This window comes from Hoyosella rhizosphaerae (assembly GCF_014643175.1).
Classification (GTDB): Bacteria; Actinomycetota; Actinomycetes; order Mycobacteriales; family Mycobacteriaceae; genus Lolliginicoccus; species Lolliginicoccus rhizosphaerae.
Genome location: NZ_BMJH01000002.1, coordinates 118,171 through 135,599, shown reverse-complemented (window position 1 = coordinate 135,599; position 17,429 = coordinate 118,171). Strand labels below are relative to the sequence as shown.

Below are 17,429 nucleotides of genomic sequence, written 5' to 3'. Positions count from 1 at the left end.
AAACATCGACAGCCCCCACGTTGTTGCCCGAGCAGCTGCTAACGCAATCGCCACGCGAACTGGAGTAGCGGAACACCCAGTCGCGGTCGTTCTAGGCTCTGGTTGGGCCCCCGCCGCATCGGTGCTCGGCGCGCCGACGGCAACGATTCCGATGCCAGAACTGCCCGGCTTCGCGCTACCTACTGCGGCTGGGCACGGCGGGGAAATCCGGTCTGTCAACGTCAACGGCACACACGTTTTGGTGCTCCTCGGGCGCGCACATGCCTACGAAGGCCACCCATTGTCAACCGTGGTTCACCCGGTGCGCACAGCCTGCGCCGCGGGCGCCCATACTGTGATCCTCACCAACGCCGCTGGGGGCCTCCGCGACGACATGTCGGTAGGCCAACCAGTGCTCATCAGCGACCACCTCAACCTCACCGGCCGGTCGCCCCTGGTTGGATCGCATTTTGTTGACCTCGTTGATGCGTACTCGCTGAAATTGAGGGAACGCGCCCGCGCTATCGAACCCTCACTCACCGAAGGCGTGTACGCGGGGTTGCCGGGTCCGCACTACGAAACTCCGGCCGAAATCCGAATGCTCCGCACTCTTGGCGCCGACCTCGTCGGGATGTCCACCGTGCACGAGACCATCGCCGCGCGTGCAGAGGGTGCTAGCGTGCTGGGTATCTCGCTCGTCACCAACCTCGCTGCAGGTATTACGGGCGAACCACTCGACCACGAGGAAGTGCTCGAAGCAGGTCGCGCATCGGCTCAACGCATGGGCACACTGCTCCACAACTTGGTCACCCAAATATGAGCGTCGATCAAAATCTGATTGACACCTGGATCGACGCCGACCCGGACCCCAACACTCGCCGTGAACTGCTGGAGGCAGACCCGCACGATCTCGCCGATCGGTTCTCAGGTCCCCTCGTCTTCGGCACCGCCGGACTCCGAGGTCCAGTGCGTGCGGGCCCCAACGGCATGAACACTGCCGTCGTCATCCGTACCACAGCCGGGATAGCACAGTGGCTGCACGGTCGTTGCTTAGGTGGCTCTACCGTCATCGTCGGGCGAGACACTCGGCACGGGTCTGAAACATTCGCGACCGCTGCGGCCGAAGTTCTCGCTGCCGCCGGATTTCGTGTGGTCCAACTGCCAGACCCCACCCCCACCCCGGTGGTCGCATTTGCGTGCCGGAAACTCAAGGCAGCCGTAGCAATTCAGATCACGGCGTCACACAACCCAGCAACCGACAACGGCTACAAGGTCTACCTCGACGGTGGCGCCCAAATCATCTCCCCCGCCGACCGTGACATCGAAGCCGCAATCGCTGCAGTGGGACCCGCCAATTCAGTTCCTCGAGCTGCCGTCGAAGCGTCCGGCGCTCATCTCGTTGACGAATACATCGCCCGCGTCGCAACACTTCCCCGCGGAACAGACCGCGGACTGCGAATCGCATTTACACCGATGCATGGAGTTGGCGGTGCCACCGCCTTAGCCGCGTTCCGTGCAGCAGGATTCACCGACATTCACGTGGTGGACGAACAGTTTGACCCCAACCCAGACTTCCCCACAGTCGAGTTCCCCAACCCCGAGGAACCCGGTGCCACAGACCTTCTCCTCGCCACCGCCGACCGAGTCGATGCCGACATCGCCATAGCCCTCGACCCCGACGCTGACAGGTGCGCGGTGGGTGTGAAGGGACCCAACGGGTGGTTCATGCTCTGTGGCGATGACACTGGTGCAGTGCTCGGCGATTACATCCTGAGCCACACAAGCGGTGACCGCCTCGCCGCAACCACCATCGTTTCATCGAGCATGCTGAAATCCATTGCCGCATCCCACAACTCCCGCTACAGCGAAACACTCACAGGTTTTAAGTGGCTCGCACGTGCTGGAGACGGATTGGTGTTCGCCTACGAGGAAGCCCTCGGTTTGTGTGTTGATCCTGCCGCTGTGCGGGACAAAGACGGCATTTCCGCAGCAGTGGTTGCATGTGACTATGCCGCAAACCTGAAATCGGCCGGGCGCACATTCCTTGACGTTCTCGACGACCTTGCCGCACAGCATGGCGTGCACCTCACAGCGCAGGTGTCGCGCCGATTCAACAATCTCGCCCACATCGCAGCTTCCATGACAACGCTGCGCAACAACCTCCCGAAGGAACTCGGCGGTGCGCCCGTGGTTGTGGAGGACTTGAACGAGCTCCGAGGACCCAAACGCACGGACGCCATCATCCTTCGGACCGATCAACTCCGCGTCGTCGTACGGCCCTCTGGCACCGAACCCAAACTGAAGTGCTACCTAGAAGCTGTCGCGCCCACCGCGGCGGGCGACCTCAGTGCAGCGCGGCAGCAGGCTGAACGACTCCTGGACGTTGGTCGTGCTTTCGCGCACACGCTTTAGCTAGCGGGGGCCGAACTGCCGATCACCAGCATCGCCAAGCCCTGGCACGATAAATGCATCGTCGTTGAGGCGTTCATCGATCGACGCCGTCACCACACGGACCGGATAACCCGAGGTCTCCAATGCCTTCAGCCCCTCCGGCGCGCACACCACACAAATCGCCGTAATGTCCGTTGCGCCACGGTCGGCGAGCAAAGCGAATGTATGAAGCAGCGACCCACCAGTCGCCAACATCGGGTCCAAGACAAAGACCTGCCGACCCGCAAGACTTGCAGGCAAGGCTTCTAAGTAAGGAACCGGCTGGTGTGTGTCTTCATCACGCGCCATCCCAACAAACCCTGTTTGTGCTTCTGGAATCATGATGCTCGCCTGATCCACCATGCCCAAGCCCGCCCGTAGAACGGGAACAAGTAGCGGTGGACTGGCGAGACGGTACCCAGTGGCCGTAGACACCGGAGTCTCGACGGCAAACTTTTCGACCGGCGCCGACCGCATCGCTTCATAAACCAGCATCTGTGTGAGCTCGCGAAGTGCGCTCCTGAAGGTTGCCCGGTCGCTGCGCGCGTCCCGCATAGTCGACAGTCGGACAGCGGCGATTGGGTGATCGACAACAAGCGTCTCCATGCCGATGAGCATAGTCGTCGAAAAAGTCACAAAAATGCCCGCCCGCATGGAACCAAACAGCACCGTGAATGCGTCCACCTCTTTGTAGCGACAGGTGTGCACCGCTTAGTGCACCAACTTAGTGAGGTGGTTCCACGTGGCAGAGTTAGCCGCACATCCCGATGACGTCACTCGATTCGGAACCCGCATGGCTGACCAAGCCGAACGTCTTCGAGCGCTGGCATCAAGCGTTGCCGCCGTCCGCCCCGAGGCTGCGCTAACAGCGCTCGGGCCTATTGGGTCCGAGTTCCTTGCTGCCTACTCAGCGGCGCACCAACGCCACCAAGCTGCTCTCAATGCTGTCGCAGCCGCCTATCAGCATTGTGGTGAAGCGGCGCACACTGCCTCTGACCTATACCGCAGCGCTGACCGTAATGCTGCGGGCACACTTACCAATGCTGGGAGCTTGAGCCGATGATAGATGTCCAACTCCTCAAACAGCCTCTAGACGACCTCGCTGCCACCCTGGGCACTGGAATGTTCCAGGGAGTCGATCCAGTGCGCGAGTTCGACCAAGTGGGAACCACACTTCAGCAAGTGTGTGACTGCGGTTTGGCTGCTGTGAAAGAAATCGAACCGGCGTGGAGCGGGCTGACAGCGGAAACGGCACTCGCAGAAGGCCGTGAGCTCGCCCGCGGCGCAGACGCACTAGCGAACGATAGTCAAGCACTGAGTGTGAACTGGCTGGCTGCTATCGAGTCCGTGCTTCGGGGAGTCGGCGAGCTTGCCCTCATCGGTGCGTCATTTGTGAATGTGCTGCAAAATTCTCGCGAGTTGCTCAGCCAACCGCTCGGGCAGCTTGTGCTTCTTAAAGAGGCCCTCGATCACCTATCGCGGGCCCTCGATGTGGTTCTTCGTATCAGCGCTGAACTCAGCGTCGCATCCGGCAATATCAGTGCAGTAGGCAGTGCCAGTGCTGTCGGCGGCGCCACGATGGGCCCTCCAGGAGGTGGGTTGCCCGGATCGGGGCTAATGGGGTCAGCGGAAGCTCAGCAATCTGGCTTTCCTTCAACCCATTCGGCTTCCTACGCCGAGAACGGCCCCTACTCCGCTAGTGACTCGCTTGCGGTCGGAACGGCAAGCGTGTTGCTCCCCGACGGCACCGTCGCACAAGCCCCCACCCCGCAGGCAGCTGACGCGGTTCGCAACGCACTGAGCCAGCAAGGCGTTCCGTACGTTTGGGGCGGCACTAGCCCGGGCGCTGGCTTCGATTGCAGCGGACTTACTCAGTGGGCATATGGCCAGGCCGGGGTCGACATTCCACGCTTAGCCCACGAACAGAGCATCGGGACACCAGTAGGCATCAGCGAGGCTATGGCGGGCGACCTCGTCGTGTGGGACGGGCACGTGGCAATGGCACTGGGGAACGGCCAAATGATCGAAGCGGGTAATCCCATCAGCGTGAGCCCCATGCGCACAGACAACATGGGCCAGGCATTCCACGGCGTGTATAGGCCCACATCATGAGTGGCCCGTCATTAGGTGGCGTGGAGGTTACGGCTACGGATGCCGGGTTCCCGACAGATATTCAACTCACCGCGCAGGCACTACGGCTCGGTGCTGCCCACATAGCTCGAGAGGTACTCAACCAATGCCACCGTGCGGCCACTGTTGGAGGAATTACCGCACGCCAAGAACTCGAAAAGTTGGGCATCTCCCCACGCTCGCTCAACGAACTGGGTGTGCCAAACCGAAACGACCTTGAGGAATTGATGCACAGCACCCGATCGACCCATCGGCTTAACCAACTGGGCATATCGCGATGACGTCCATCGACAACGTAATTCAGCGCGTTCGAGCCCAACGTGACGCACTTGATGACGCCCTGCGAGAGCTAACGACGCGAAATTGCGTCGGAACAAGCGCATGCGGTCGAGTGCGAGCAGAGGTCAATTCGTGCGGACAACTCGTTGACCTCGCACTCGAAGAATCTGTCACCCAACTCCCCGGCCGACAGGTATCCGCGTTAATCATTGAGGCAGCCAATAACGCCGCTGCGGGTGCGTCCGAAGCGCGACGCGCACAGTTTGAGGCGCTGACCCGTGCGCTCAGCCCGCCGGGTGACTAGGCTAGCCGCATGGCAGGTGACATCGTCCCAATTACCCTTGGCCTCACTGACGGCGACGCCGTGACACTGTGGGCACCACGGTGGCGCGAAGGCGACGACGAGTGGCAAGCCGTCCTCGGACAAGACGAAGACCTGTTTGTTTTCGACAGTGTCGCCGAATTGGCTGCTTTTATTCGGCACGACGACGAGCACGACCTGTCCGAGCACCCGACCTGGCATGTTGTTAAGGCGCTTTCGGCGGCCGAACTTGAACCCGACGATGAACACACATTTGATCTCGTTGGGGTACCAGAGCTAGCGGCGAGCGAACCCACTGCCTATACGGTCGCCGAACTTGAAGACACGCTCGCTATGGCAAGAAACCTTGGTGAGGTATGTGACCTCGACGCCGTCAACACTTTCTTCGAAGCACACCCCGAACTCACGTCATTTCCATCAGGTCACCATGCCTTCGCTGGGCCCGACGGCGAAAAGCGCTGGTTCGCCTTAGGCAAGATCATCGCTGAAGGCTGGGACGCCGTACTTGACGCGCTCGACGACGTGGTGACCACACCTGATGTCGATGACTCCGCTGTTGCACTCGCCGAAGCGGAACTCCTTGCCGCGGACGAAAATGATGTTGAAGCTGACGACGCAGCCGACAGCGAAGACGACGTCGAACCCCTCGACGCAGACACCACCGACGATGCCGACAGCTTCTGGGTGGATGTCGGTATCGACCCGATAAAAATCATCACCGGCAACGACGAGTACTACTCGCTACGCTGCTACCTCGACGACATCCCAGTTTTCCTCGGGAAAGACGGAATTATCTACGTATTCCGCACTCCGCGCGCACTTGGCCGGTACCTAGCTGATAAGCACAACCACGAGCTTGCTCATGTCAGCACTTTCTCGGAAATTCAGACTGCAGCCGTTGATGGTTCCCTCGACATCACCGTCACCGACGACAACATCTACGTACTCACGGGGCTTGTAGAAGACATCGCAAGCGGCCCCGAAAATGTTGACGCGGAACAACTTGATCTTGCTGTCGAATTGCTCAACGACGCAGCTGACTTTGCCGACGACGACAGTGTCGAGGAGGCACTTGCGCTCACCAATCCTCTCGGCTGGTACGTGTCTTACCTCATCAAACCGGACCTCTCGCGAATGGCACCCGGACCGCCTTTTAATGAAGAAGCACAGGGGTTCAGGGACCTACTCCACGCACTTGAGGAACGCTTCCGCGTGATGTAATCCCGCTACCCGATCAGAACTGCATACCCCGGTTTGATCGTGTTATCGATGATCTCTAAACGCTGATCAAACCGGTAAAAGGCCGACTTCATTGCGTTAATGGTGAACCGTTCCAGATCGCTCCAACCATAGCCAAATGTCTCCACGAGCTTGAACATCTCTTCGCTCATCGTGGTATGGCTCATCAACCGGTTGTCTGTATTCACGGTCACACGGAACTTAAGCCGCGCTAGCTTGTCGAAGGGATGTTCAGCGATGCTGTCGGCTGCGCCGGTTTGCACATTTGAACTCGGGCACAACTCCAACGGGATTCGTTTGTCACGCACATAGTTGGCGAGCAAACCCAGTTTCGCGGTTCCGTCGGCACTCATTTTGATGTCATCCATTATTCGAACACCGTGGCCGAGCCTGTCACATCCGCAATACGCCACCGCCTCATGAATCGAAGGCAGTCCAAATGCTTCACCTGCATGGATTGTGAAGTGCGCGTTCTCCCGCTGCAGGTATTCGAACGCATCGAGATGCCTACTTGGTGGAAACCCAACTTCTGCGCCCGCGATGTCGAACCCGCATGCCCCGCGGTCGCGGAATCTCACCATCAACTCGGCGATTTCCCGCGATCGAGCAGCATGCCGCATCGCAGTCACCAAACACTGAACAACGATTGAGCGCCCATGTTGCTCACGGACCACCCTCATGCCTTCTTCAAATCCCGCCAGCGTGTGCTCCATCACCTCATCTAGGGTCAAGCCCCTATCGAGGTGCTGCTCGGGCGCAAATCGCACCTCCGCGTACACCACACCGTCCGATGCGAGATCTTCCACGCATTCGCGAGCCACCCGCCTCAGCGACTCCGCCGTCTGCATCACCGCGACAGTGTGACCAAATGTTTGCAGGTACAACTCCAACGATCCGCTGTCGGCGGCATCACGAAACCACTCCTTGAGCTCCACTGGATCTGTGGTGGGGAGCTCCGTGTAATTAACGGCATCCGCTAACTCGATCACGGTCTCAGGCCGAAGCCCGCCGTCAAGGTGATCATGCAGCAGAACTTTCGGAGCAAGACGTATCGCATCAAGGTCAAGAGGAGTTGACGTCATACAGCGAAGGTAGCGGAAACTGCAGCCGATGGCGCGGCTACCGAATCCGTTCGTGAATCAACGGACGCCGCTGCGCGGCCTCGCCAATGGACCACGCACCGCCCAAAGCGGCTAACGCAGCTGGAATGCGATCTTCGGTGTCAGTGTGCAGCGTAAATAGCGCCTCGCCTGATTTAACCTGATCTCCGACTTGTGCGTGCCATTCGACACCTGCCGCAGCTTGGACCTGTTCGCCTTGCCGCTGACGCCCTGCCCCCAGCCGCCAAGCCGCGATGCCCACTGACATCGCGTCAAGGCTTGTCAGGACTCCATCCGCGTCGGCACGAACCACCTCGGTTTCGCGGGCAATCGGCAGCGGCGCTTCAGGGTCACCGCCCTGCGCTGCGATCATCCTGCGCCACACGTCCATCGCTCGACCGTCCGCCAACGCTGCAGCTGGATCCGCATCGATCCCGGCAGCGCTCAACATTTCTTCCGCCAATGCGACCGTGAGTTCTACAACGTCAGACGGTCCACCGCCAGCAAGTACCTCTACGGACTCTCGGACTTCCAGTGCGTTTCCCGCGGTGAGGCCCAGTGGAAAGTCCATGTCAGTAAGTAATGCGGATGTGCGCACGCCTGCGTCATTGCCCAAGTGCACCATCGTCTGGGCAAGCTCGCGTGCGTCTTCGATGTTCTTCATGAAGGCACCCGCGCCGCATTTGACGTCGAGGACCAGCGCGCTTGTTCCCTCGGCGATCTTCTTGCTCATGATGGAACTCGCTATGAGTGCGATCGATTCGACGGTGCCTGTGACGTCACGCAACGCGTACAACTTTTTGTCCGCGGGGGCGAGCCCAATTCCAGCCGCACAAATTACCGCGCCGACATCGTTGAGCTGAGCGAACATTTCGGCATTGGTCAGTGACGCACGCCAACCTGGTATCGATTCGAGCTTGTCCAGTGTCCCGCCTGTGTGCCCAAGCCCCCTGCCCGAAAGTTGTGGCACCGCTGCACCACATGCGGCGACCAAGGGGGCAAGCGGCAATGTGATCTTGTCCCCAACGCCGCCGGTGGAGTGCTTGTCGACTGTGGGTTTGGGAAGCGTGGTGAAGTTCATTCGCTCGCCCGACGCGATCATTGCGGCGGTCCAATGGGAAATTTCGGTTCGATTCATTCCCTGCAGCAACACCGCCATCGCTAGGGCGGACATTTGCTCGTCGGACACCAGTCCGCGCGTATACGAGTCGATAACCCAATTGATCTGGCTGCGCGATAGCTCAGCTCCGTCTCTCTTAGTGCGAATGATCGAAACTGCATCGTGGTGTTCCGCCATTGTGTTGTGTCGCTTTCGTGTGGTGTGTGACGTTGGACTAGCGGGTATCACCCGGGTTGTTGTTGACCAGCGGCGAAGTCACCCGGGCCAAACGCGCGGGGCAGAAGCTCGCTTAGCGGTATCGAACCGTCCGAGACTGCGATACGCATCTCAGGGCCTCCATGTTCGTAGAGGAGTTGGCGGCATCGCCCGCAGGGCATCAGGATCTCGCCTCGACTATCAACGCAAACGAGGGCGGCGAGGCGACCACCGCCGGCGGTGTGCAGTGCCGACACGACGGAACACTCGGCGCAGAGGGTGAGTCCAAATGAGATGTTTTCCACATTGCAACCGACTACCGTCCGTCCGTCGGTCGTGCTAGCAGCAGCCCCGACAGGAAACTTGGAGTAGGGGGCGTAAGCGTTGCGCATCGCGCCTATCGCCGCCGTGTGCAGGGATTTCCAATCAATATTCATGAAGCGCTCCGCCCTATTTGCCAGGTAATCTTGCTTCGGGTGCACGTTCTCGACACGCACAATTTCAGTATGGCAAGGCAAACCTAATTGCTTTCCGCAGGTCAAAACCCAATATCCGGCTGCAAGCCTCAAAACTTGAGGGACTACAGTCTTTAATGTCAGCTTAGGTTCACGCCGGACCGCTGTCGTGCTGCACCCTACTGACGCCCACTAAAGGGGACGCACTCGACCGGATGCCGGACGCGCCCACCGATGACACTGGAGGCAGAGCTCTCAATGACCAGCACAACAGACGCCACTGGGCAGGTGGTGCGTTCACGATCGATCTACCGGGGAGACCCCGGTATGTGGTCCTGGGTCCTCCATCGGATCACAGGCGTCACGCTATTTTTCTTCCTATTCGTTCACGTGCTCGATACCGCACTTGTGCGCGTAAGCCCTGAGGCATACGACGCCGTTATCGAGACCTACAAAAACCCCGTCGTAGGCATCCTGGAACTCGGCTTGCTTGCAGCGGTCGTTTACCACGCCTTCAACGGCGTCAGGGTGATCCTCATCGACTTCTGGTCGAAGGGACCGAAATATCAGCGGTTGATGTTCTGGATCGTGCTGGCCATCTCGGTGGCAATCATGATTCCTGCGTCTGGCCGCATCTTCTACCTGCTGTTCGGGAGCTTGTGATGACATCTTCGGAGACCCCCGCCGCCAAGACGGTGGCTACGTCGTACGACCGCCCTGCTTCATTGTCACTTCCCCGGACACCGCGGCGGCAGAACTCGAACAACTTCGAGATGTGGTCGTGGCTTTTCATGCGGATCTCGGGCCTACTGCTGATCTTCCTCGTGCTCGGGCACATTTCCATCATGTTGCTGCTTGACGAGGGCATCCACCGCATTAACTTCGCGTTCGTTGCAGGCCGCTGGGCGAGCCCATTCTGGCAAATCTGGGATTTGTCGATGCTCTGGCTCGCGCAACTGCACGGCGGCAACGGGCTGCGCACAGTGATCAATGACTACGCACGCAAGGACTCGACGCGCTTCTGGCTTATGACGCTGCTCGCGATCTCGGTGGTACTCATCACTGGACTTGGCACATACGTCATCTTCACGTTCGATCCCAACATCACAGGCTGAGCGAGGCACACATGCAAGAACACCGTTACGACGTGATCATCGTCGGCGCAGGTGGCGCCGGCATGCGTGCCGCCATTGAGGCTGGCCCGCGTGTCCGCACCGCTGTGCTGACGAAGCTTTACCCCACTCGCTCCCACACAGGTGCCGCTCAGGGCGGCATGTGCGCCGCCTTGGCGAACGTGGAAGAGGACAACTGGGAATGGCACACGTTCGATACCGTTAAAGGTGGCGACTACCTGGTCGACCAGGACGCTGCCGAAATCATGGCTAAAGAAGCTATCGACGCGGTCCTCGACCTTGAAAAGATGGGTTTGCCGTTCAACCGCACACCCGAAGGCAAGATCGACCAGCGTCGCTTTGGTGGACACACTCGCGATCATGGTAAAGCGCCAGTTCGGCGTGCATGTTACGCAGCCGACCGTACCGGTCACATGATCCTGCAGACTCTCTACCAAAACTGCGTCAAGCACGGCGTCGAGTTCTTCAACGAGTTCTACGTACTCGACCTATGCCTCAGCGAGACTGATGAGGGCACCGTCGCTACTGGTGTCATCGCCTACGAACTTTCCACCGGCGAGATCCACATCTTCCACGCGAAGTCGATCGTGTTCGCCACAGGCGGTTCAGGTCGCATGTACAAGACGACCTCTAACGCCCACACCCTTACCGGTGACGGCATGGCGATTGTGTTCCGCAAGGGACTGCCACTCGAAGACATGGAGTTCCACCAGTTCCACCCAACAGGCCTCGCAGGCCTCGGAATCCTCATTTCCGAAGCGGTGCGCGGCGAGGGCGGAATCCTGCGAAACGCCGACGGCGAGCGTTTCATGGAACGCTACGCCCCCACCATTAAAGACCTGGCGCCTCGCGACATTGTTGCTCGCTCTATGGTCCTTGAGGTGCTCGAAGGCCGTGGCGCTGGCCCCAACAAGGATTACGTCTACATCGACGTGACACACCTTGGTGCGGATGTCCTGGAAGAAAAACTTCCCGACATCACCGAGTTCTCGCGCACATACCTCGGCGTTGACCCTGTCACCGAGTTGGTGCCGGTCTTCCCCACATGCCACTACGTGATGGGCGGTATTCCCACCCGAATCACGGGCGAAGTGCTCAAAGACAACGACACCATCGTCAAGGGTCTGTACGCAGCTGGCGAGTGCGCGTGTGTGTCTGTTCACGGCGCAAACCGCCTGGGCACAAACTCGCTGCTCGACATCAACGTCTTCGGCCGTCGCGCGGGCGTTTCCGCAGCCGACTACGCGCTGTCTTCTGAGTACGTTCCGCTCCCAGAAAACCCTGAGCACATGGTGCAGGACTGGATGAAGCTCATGTTGTCGGATCACGGCAACGAGCGCGTAGCCGACATCCGCATCGACCTGCAAGCCACCATGGACCGGAACGCTTCGGTGTTCCGCACCGAAGAAACGCTCAAGCAGGCTCTCGAAGACGTGCGCGTCCTCAAGGAGCGTTACGGCCGCGTTCAGGTGCAAGACAAGGGCAAGCGATACAACAGCGATCTTCTCGAAGCTGTCGAACTCGGGTTCCTCCTCGAACTTGCTGAGGTCACGGTCGCAGGTGCGCTTAACCGCAAGGAATCACGTGGCGGCCACGCTCGTGAGGACTACCCAGACCGCGATGACACCAACTTCATGCGCCACACCATGGCGTACAAGCAGGTTCCGGCGGACAGCCAGGCGCCACTCATCGCCGACATCACGCTGGATTACAAGCCGGTGACTTTCACCCGCTACGAGCCGATGGAGCGTAAGTACTGATGACTGCCACCCTTTCCCCAGAGACAGGCGAGCGTCCACTACCACCAGTGCCCGAGGGCGCAACGATGGTGACCCTCAAGATTCGCCGGTTCAACCCTGAAGACCCCGACGCACAGGGTTTCCAGGAGTTTGAAGTACCAGCGCTCCCCTCGGACCGTTTGCTCAACCTCTTGCATTACGTGAAGTGGTACCTCGACGGCTCGTTGACGTTCCGACGTTCATGTGCACACGGCATCTGTGGCTCTGACGCAATGCGCATCAATGGCGTGAACCGTCTGGCATGCAAGATCCTCATGAAGGACCTCTTGCCGAAGAACGGCAAACCAATCACCGTGACAGTGGAACCAATCCGCGGCTTGCCCGTGGAGAAGGACCTCATCGTTGATATGGAGCCCTTCTTCGACGCATTCCGTGCGGTCAAGCCGTTCTTGATGACCGAGGGCCAGGAGCCCACACGGGAACGCATCCAGTCTCAAGAAGACCGCGCTCGCTTTGATGACACAACAAAGTGCATCTTGTGCGCATGCTGTACGACATCGTGCCCTGTGTTTTGGTCCGATGGAACGTACTTTGGCCCTGCTGCCATTGTGAACGCGCACCGGTTCATTTTCGACAGCCGCGACGAGGGTGCTGCTGAGCGTTTGGAGATCCTCAACGACAAGGACGGCGTGTGGCGCTGCCGGACTACGTTTAACTGCACCGATGCATGCCCTCGCGGCATTCAGGTGACCAAAGCAATTCAAGAAGTAAAGCGGGCCCTGTTGTTCGCTCGCTAGCTTGACAACGTGGGTGGGGCATCTAACTTCGGTTAGATGCCCCACCTGCGTTTAAACCCCGCTTATGCGCCCATATCTTTCGGTCGTTAACCGTAGTGACTGCCGTTGCCGTAGAGTTGATACATCGGAGCCGTCCAGGTTCCCTTATGTAAGGGATGTGGACAATGTCCGATAAATCACCTCGTCAGGGCATGGCAAAAAAATCCGGCAAGTCGTTGAAGGAAAAGCGTGCGGATAAGCGCGCGAAGACGACAACAGACGCTGGCGAGTTCAATATTCGTGGAAAGAAGAATGCGTGAGTGGACTTCGTGGGGCCATCCGAACTGAAAGTACTCCAGATCTGCACAGCGACCTAACGGCGCGTGGCCGAGTAAATGAGGCTACCTGCCGCATGGCTCAGCGTGTGGTGGCGTCACGGTCGATCAGCAGTGACGATTGTCGCGAGTTGCTCGCCATGCTCGGTCTAGACGACGTGTCTCAGTTTCCAGCTGAACTTCTTGATGACACCGTCGACCTTGCTGACACAGTGGACTTGCCACTTTAAGCAGTGCACCTCTTGTAGTAGTGGGTCGCGGAAGCATTCTCGCGATCCGCTGCTATGGGCGCACTTGCCCAAGGTAGGGATGCTTCTGCAATGCCGGAAGCACTTTAGCCGAGAGTAACGGCGCGAGCTCGACGTGCTCCTGCGCCGTTCGAAGTGGTACCCACACTATGTCGAATTCGGGGCGTGTGTGCGCGCCCGGGACCGGTAATCCCCCAACGCCGCACACTTGCCCAGCGCCGCAGACTTGCCCAGCGCCATCGTGAACATACACCGTGGCGTCGATTGTGCGGTCGCGCTTGTTGGCTGCAGGCGATGTCCACCGCCCGAGGAATCTGAGCGCGGCTACGTCAACTGTGATGTTAAGCGTGGCGGCGCATTCTCGAATTGCCGCGGCATGTATAGATTCGTGCGGATGCGGCTTTCCGCCGGGCAGAACAAATTGTGTGGTGTGGCGTTTGCGGATGAGGAGAATGTGCTCCCGCTGGTATAGGAAGCACACCCCCGCTACTTTGACTGGTTTAGCCAATCTCCGAACCCTGCTGTGATGTTTGCACGCACGTACTGCACCTGGTTTAGGCACTGCGTTCGAGGCTACCGGCGTTCTGCTACGGGACTACAGTTGGTGAGGAAAGTGCGATCAACGCAACAGTCTTCAGCACTCCGCAGGAAATGTGACAACGGCCATTGACGTAATCACCAATTATCCGGTACACATTGACTCACACAGGTGGTGCGACGATGCACTGCTGCAATTCACGCGCACTGACGCGCAATGCAAATAGTCAAGGGGTACCAATGCCGCTCTCCAGCGCCGCCCACCGCACCCACCAGGTGCAAACGCTCATCATCGGGACGGGTTTTTCCGGTATGGGCATGGCGATCCAAATGTTGCGAAGCAAGCGCACGAACTTCTTGATTATCGACAAAGCCGACGAGTTCGGCGGAACCTGGCGTGACAACACCTACCCGGGATGCGCCTGCGATGTTCCGTCGCACATGTACTCGTTTTCGTTCGAACCCAACGCCCGGTGGACCAAGCTATGGGCGGAGCAACCCGAAATCTTCGACTACATGAAGCGGGTTGCCGAGAAGCACAACCTACGGGAGCACACGCACTTCGGGCGCACATTCACGGGTGCGAAGTGGGACGATGACCGCTCCGTCTGGACTGTGCAGACCGCCGAAGGACATACCTACGAGGCCCGATTCCTCATTTCGGGGGTTGGTGCCCTCCACATTCCGAGCATTCCGCAGTTCCCTGGCGATAGTGACTTCACCGGCACTAAATTCCACTCCGCGCAGTGGAACCACGATGTGAGTCTTCGCGGCAAGCGCGTGGCCGTCATCGGAACTGGAGCAAGCGCGATTCAATTCGTCCCGGAGATCGTGGGCGAGGTGGCCGAGCTGCACCTATATCAGCGCACACCCGCCTGGGTGCTCCCCCGCAAGAACCTTCCCATCACTGCACCTGCACGCACCGCATTAGCCCACGTTCCGTTTGCGCGGCGTGCCGTGCGGAACGCAATCTATTGGGCGTCGGAAAGCCTCGCCTTTGGGCTCAACGGCAACTCGAATGTCATGAAACCGCTTGAGAAATTGGCGACGTGGAACATCGAACGGTCGATCAGTGACCCCGAGTTGCGCCGCAAGCTCACACCGAGCTACCGGATTGGGTGTAAACGCATCCTAGGGTCGAACTCCTACTACCCGGCTCTCGCTCAGCCGCAGACTGAGGTGATTACCGACGGCATTCGGGAGTTCACGCCGACAAGCATCATCAGCAACGACGGAGTTGAACGCGAAGTCGATGTTGTGATCTATGCGACAGGCTTCCACGTGACCGACGGGTTCGACCAGATCGGCATAACAGGTCGTGACGGCATCAAGCTGAAGGAACTGTGGAATGCCAAGGGAATGGAGACACACCTTGGAATTACAGTCGCGGGCTTCCCCAACGCATTTTTCCTGCTAGGCCCTAATACAGGTTTGGGACACAACTCGGTTGTTTTCATGATCGAGCAACAAATCGGCTACGTCCTCTCGGCGATGAAACTGCTCGACAAGCGTGGCGGCTCCGCGATTGATGTCAAACAGTCCGCCCAATCCGCCTTCAACGAGGACGTGCAGCGGAAACTCTCGACCGGTGTGTGGAGCACCGGTGGTTGCACCAGTTGGTACTTGGACTCGCAGGGAATGAACCGCACGATCTGGCCGGGTTTCACGTGGCAGTACTGGGCTCGAACCCGCAGCGTGGATGCAAACGATTTCGAACTTATCAACTGACGCACCCCCGGCCAGCACGTCGTAGTTGAGGGCGATGCCGCCGAAAACGCACAACACCAACTCGATCTGTGGGACGGGTCGGTGCACCTCGTCAAAAAGGGCCTGCAAACGCATGCACGTAGCTTTCAACGCAGCTAACGAATCACCATGGCCAGGTGTGAACCGGCGCCCCTTCGCGCATGAGCTCGGCATATTCCGCGAGCATCGCGGTGAGTGCGCGATCACGGCTGAGCCCCGACGATTCATATCGTTCCACCGTCGCGCGTTGCCAGCCTGCACCGTTGCGGCGAGTGAGGCATCGCTCTTCGATGATGCTCAGATACCGGTCGCGCACTTCTTGGTCAACGCCGTAATCAGCGAGGCCTTGCTCGGCCAACGGAAGCAACCAGCGCAAAGTCAATTCGTCAGGCCCAACCGCACCAAACATGGGCCAGTACAACTGCGCATCCATCCCGTACCGCGCACCGGCCATCAAATTGTCGTTCGCCGCACCAAACGACATCTGGCTCCACAAGGGGCGTTCGGCATGGGCCAACGCATGGACCGCGCCGTAATAAAACGCGGCATTTGCCATGGTGTCGATCACCGTCGGCCCACCTGGGAGGACTCGGTTCTCGATGCGCATCTGCGGATGGCCGTCCACCACGTCGTATACAGGGCGATTCCATCGGTAAATAGTGCCGTTGTGCATGGCCAACTCAGCAAGACGCGGAGTCACCCCGCTGTCGAGTTGCGCTATCGGATCATCATCGCTGACCTCGGGCAGCAGAGCCGGGAAGTACCTGGCATTCTCGTCGAAGAGGTCAAAGATGGACGTGATCCACCGTTCCCCAAACCACACTCGCGGCCGAACACCCTGGTTCTTCAACTCCCACGACCGCGTATCGATCGCTTGTTCAAACACCGGAATGCGACTTTCGTGCCACAGTGCAGTTTGCGCGAGGAAGGGAGAGTTGGCTGCCAACGCCACTTGCACCCCGGCTACGCATTGCGCCGCGTTCCAGTAGTTCGCGAACATGTCCGGATCAACGGCTAGGTGCAACTGCACCGACGTACAGGCAGCCTCAGGCAAGACGGACGTGCAATCGATGCGCAACCGCTCCTTACTTCCATCTAGGCCTACACCGCTGATGTCGATCTCAATGTCTTCGCCGCGAGCCGCAAAAATTTGCTCATTGAGCAGCGCGTACCTGGGGTTATCCGTAATCCACGCCGCATCGAAATGCTCCTCCCGCAGAGTCGGCAGCATCCCTGTGAGCACAACCCGCGCGTGATGTGTCGCAGCGAGGTCGTCTGCGCGTTCAAGGGACCGACGAAGCGCGAACTCCACCTCGCGTATGGACACTCCCCCAAGCGCCGCTGGCGCAACATTCAGCTCAATATTGAATCGGCCGAGTTCTGTTTGGTAATCAGTGTCCGCTATCGCATCGAGCACACGGTCATTAGCCTTCGCAGGTTCCATGTGCTCATCGACAAGATTGAGTTCCACTTCCATGCCGAGCAACGGAACGGCGCGATTTACTTCGAAAGCACCATCGCGGAGCATCCGCTCAAGCGCCTCCGTACACTGGCGCACCTTCCGGCGAAACTGACGCCTGTCCTCGTGCGTGAAGCGGATCGAGGTGACCTCAGCACCCATGTGGCGCCCCCTATGGCGAGCTGCGACGGTACGTGTGATGTTGAC

The 17,429-nt window shown here is 59.2% G+C and carries 20 protein-coding genes; 14 read left to right on the top strand and 6 right to left on the bottom strand.

Annotated elements, in window-relative coordinates; all coding sequences use genetic code 11:
* The first annotated feature begins 4 nt into the window (after nucleotides 1–4).
* Nucleotides 5–799, top strand: coding sequence for a purine-nucleoside phosphorylase (locus IEW73_RS08800; RefSeq protein WP_188674928.1), 795 nt, complete (start codon nucleotides 5–7; stop codon nucleotides 797–799).
* Nucleotides 796–2,391: a phospho-sugar mutase gene (locus IEW73_RS08795; RefSeq protein ID WP_188673471.1), complete on the top strand. Its 1,596-nt coding sequence runs from the start codon at nucleotides 796–798 to the stop codon at nucleotides 2,389–2,391. Before IEW73_RS08800 ends, IEW73_RS08795 begins: the two co-directional genes overlap by 4 nt.
* Here the strand turns inward: IEW73_RS08795 and upp are convergent, their stop codons facing one another.
* Entirely contained in the window at nucleotides 2,392–3,015 is a 624-nt protein-coding gene (upp, locus tag IEW73_RS08790) for a uracil phosphoribosyltransferase (protein ID WP_188673468.1), read from the bottom strand.
* A 136-nt stretch (nucleotides 3,016–3,151) separates the two neighbouring features.
* Here upp and IEW73_RS08785 point away from each other — a divergent pair, with 136 nt between their 5' ends.
* The 5 genes from IEW73_RS08785 to IEW73_RS08765 are packed head-to-tail and all read left to right on the top strand — an operon-like array spanning nucleotide 3,152 to nucleotide 6,361.
* Nucleotides 3,152–3,472 (top strand): type VII secretion target, encoded by a 321-nt coding sequence (locus IEW73_RS08785; protein WP_188673465.1) that lies wholly within the window; start codon nucleotides 3,152–3,154, stop codon nucleotides 3,470–3,472.
* Nucleotides 3,469–4,521 (top strand): C40 family peptidase, encoded by a 1,053-nt coding sequence (locus IEW73_RS08780; RefSeq protein WP_188673462.1) that lies wholly within the window; start codon nucleotides 3,469–3,471, stop codon nucleotides 4,519–4,521. The genes IEW73_RS08785 and IEW73_RS08780 overlap by 4 nt, the downstream gene beginning before the upstream one ends.
* A complete protein-coding gene (locus tag IEW73_RS08775) occupies nucleotides 4,518–4,820 on the top strand; it encodes a hypothetical protein (protein ID WP_188673459.1) in 303 nt (100 codons plus the stop codon). The genes IEW73_RS08780 and IEW73_RS08775 overlap by 4 nt, the downstream gene beginning before the upstream one ends.
* A complete protein-coding gene (locus tag IEW73_RS08770) occupies nucleotides 4,817–5,122 on the top strand; it encodes a YbaB/EbfC family nucleoid-associated protein (protein WP_188673456.1) in 306 nt (101 codons plus the stop codon). Before IEW73_RS08775 ends, IEW73_RS08770 begins: the two co-directional genes overlap by 4 nt.
* A 9-nt stretch (nucleotides 5,123–5,131) precedes the next feature.
* Nucleotides 5,132–6,361, top strand: coding sequence for a SatS C-terminal domain-containing protein (locus IEW73_RS08765; protein WP_188673453.1), 1,230 nt, complete (start codon nucleotides 5,132–5,134; stop codon nucleotides 6,359–6,361).
* Nucleotides 6,362–6,366: 5 nt separating this feature from the next.
* Here IEW73_RS08765 and IEW73_RS08760 read toward each other — a convergent pair whose 3' ends face one another.
* From IEW73_RS08760 to IEW73_RS08750, 3 genes are read right to left on the bottom strand one after another with little or no spacing between them, the layout of a single operon-like run.
* A complete protein-coding gene (locus tag IEW73_RS08760; protein WP_188673450.1) occupies nucleotides 6,367–7,461 on the bottom strand; it encodes an adenosine deaminase in 1,095 nt (364 codons plus the stop codon).
* Nucleotides 7,462–7,498: 37 nt separating this feature from the next.
* Entirely contained in the window at nucleotides 7,499–8,776 is a 1,278-nt protein-coding gene (locus tag IEW73_RS08755; RefSeq protein ID WP_188673447.1) for a thymidine phosphorylase, read from the bottom strand.
* A 47-nt stretch (nucleotides 8,777–8,823) separates the two neighbouring features.
* Nucleotides 8,824–9,231, bottom strand: coding sequence for a cytidine deaminase (locus tag IEW73_RS08750; protein ID WP_188673443.1), 408 nt, complete (start codon nucleotides 9,229–9,231; stop codon nucleotides 8,824–8,826).
* 276 nt (nucleotides 9,232–9,507) lie between these two features.
* On the opposite strand from IEW73_RS08750, the gene sdhC reads away from it, so the two are divergent.
* The 6 genes from sdhC (at nucleotide 9,508) to IEW73_RS08725 (ending at nucleotide 13,462) form a co-directional block, all read left to right on the top strand.
* Entirely contained in the window at nucleotides 9,508–9,912 is a 405-nt protein-coding gene (gene sdhC, locus IEW73_RS08745) for a succinate dehydrogenase, cytochrome b556 subunit (protein ID WP_188673439.1), read from the top strand.
* Complete coding sequence (locus IEW73_RS08740) at nucleotides 9,912–10,364, top strand: succinate dehydrogenase hydrophobic membrane anchor subunit (protein WP_188673436.1); 453 nt, start codon at nucleotides 9,912–9,914, stop codon at nucleotides 10,362–10,364. The genes sdhC and IEW73_RS08740 overlap by 1 nt, the downstream gene beginning before the upstream one ends.
* Nucleotides 10,365–10,375: 11 nt before the next feature.
* The gene (gene sdhA / locus IEW73_RS08735; RefSeq protein ID WP_188673433.1) at nucleotides 10,376–12,142 is read left to right on the top strand and encodes a succinate dehydrogenase flavoprotein subunit; all 1,767 of its coding nucleotides are present in this window, start codon (nucleotides 10,376–10,378) and stop codon (nucleotides 12,140–12,142) included.
* Nucleotides 12,142–12,918, top strand: a complete 777-nt coding sequence (locus tag IEW73_RS08730; RefSeq protein WP_188673431.1) for a succinate dehydrogenase iron-sulfur subunit — start codon at nucleotides 12,142–12,144, stop codon at nucleotides 12,916–12,918. The genes sdhA and IEW73_RS08730 overlap by 1 nt, the downstream gene beginning before the upstream one ends.
* Nucleotides 12,919–13,082: 164 nt before the next feature.
* Nucleotides 13,083–13,217, top strand: a complete 135-nt coding sequence (locus tag IEW73_RS16630; protein ID WP_268236285.1) for a hypothetical protein — start codon at nucleotides 13,083–13,085, stop codon at nucleotides 13,215–13,217.
* Nucleotides 13,214–13,462, top strand: a complete 249-nt coding sequence (locus IEW73_RS08725; RefSeq protein WP_188675196.1) for a hypothetical protein — start codon at nucleotides 13,214–13,216, stop codon at nucleotides 13,460–13,462. Before IEW73_RS16630 ends, IEW73_RS08725 begins: the two co-directional genes overlap by 4 nt.
* 52 nt (nucleotides 13,463–13,514) lie before the next feature.
* Here the strand turns inward: IEW73_RS08725 and IEW73_RS08720 are convergent, their stop codons facing one another.
* Nucleotides 13,515–13,988: an NUDIX hydrolase gene (locus IEW73_RS08720; RefSeq protein ID WP_188673428.1), complete on the bottom strand. Its 474-nt coding sequence runs from the start codon at nucleotides 13,986–13,988 to the stop codon at nucleotides 13,515–13,517.
* A 269-nt stretch (nucleotides 13,989–14,257) separates the two neighbouring features.
* Here IEW73_RS08720 and IEW73_RS08715 point away from each other — a divergent pair, with 269 nt between their 5' ends.
* Nucleotides 14,258–15,745, top strand: a complete 1,488-nt coding sequence (locus IEW73_RS08715; protein ID WP_188673425.1) for a flavin-containing monooxygenase — start codon at nucleotides 14,258–14,260, stop codon at nucleotides 15,743–15,745.
* A 142-nt stretch (nucleotides 15,746–15,887) separates the two neighbouring features.
* Here the strand turns inward: IEW73_RS08715 and IEW73_RS08710 are convergent, their stop codons facing one another.
* Entirely contained in the window at nucleotides 15,888–17,384 is a 1,497-nt protein-coding gene (locus tag IEW73_RS08710) for a glutamate-cysteine ligase family protein (RefSeq protein WP_188673422.1), read from the bottom strand.
* Nucleotides 17,385–17,429: the final 45 nt, after the last annotated feature.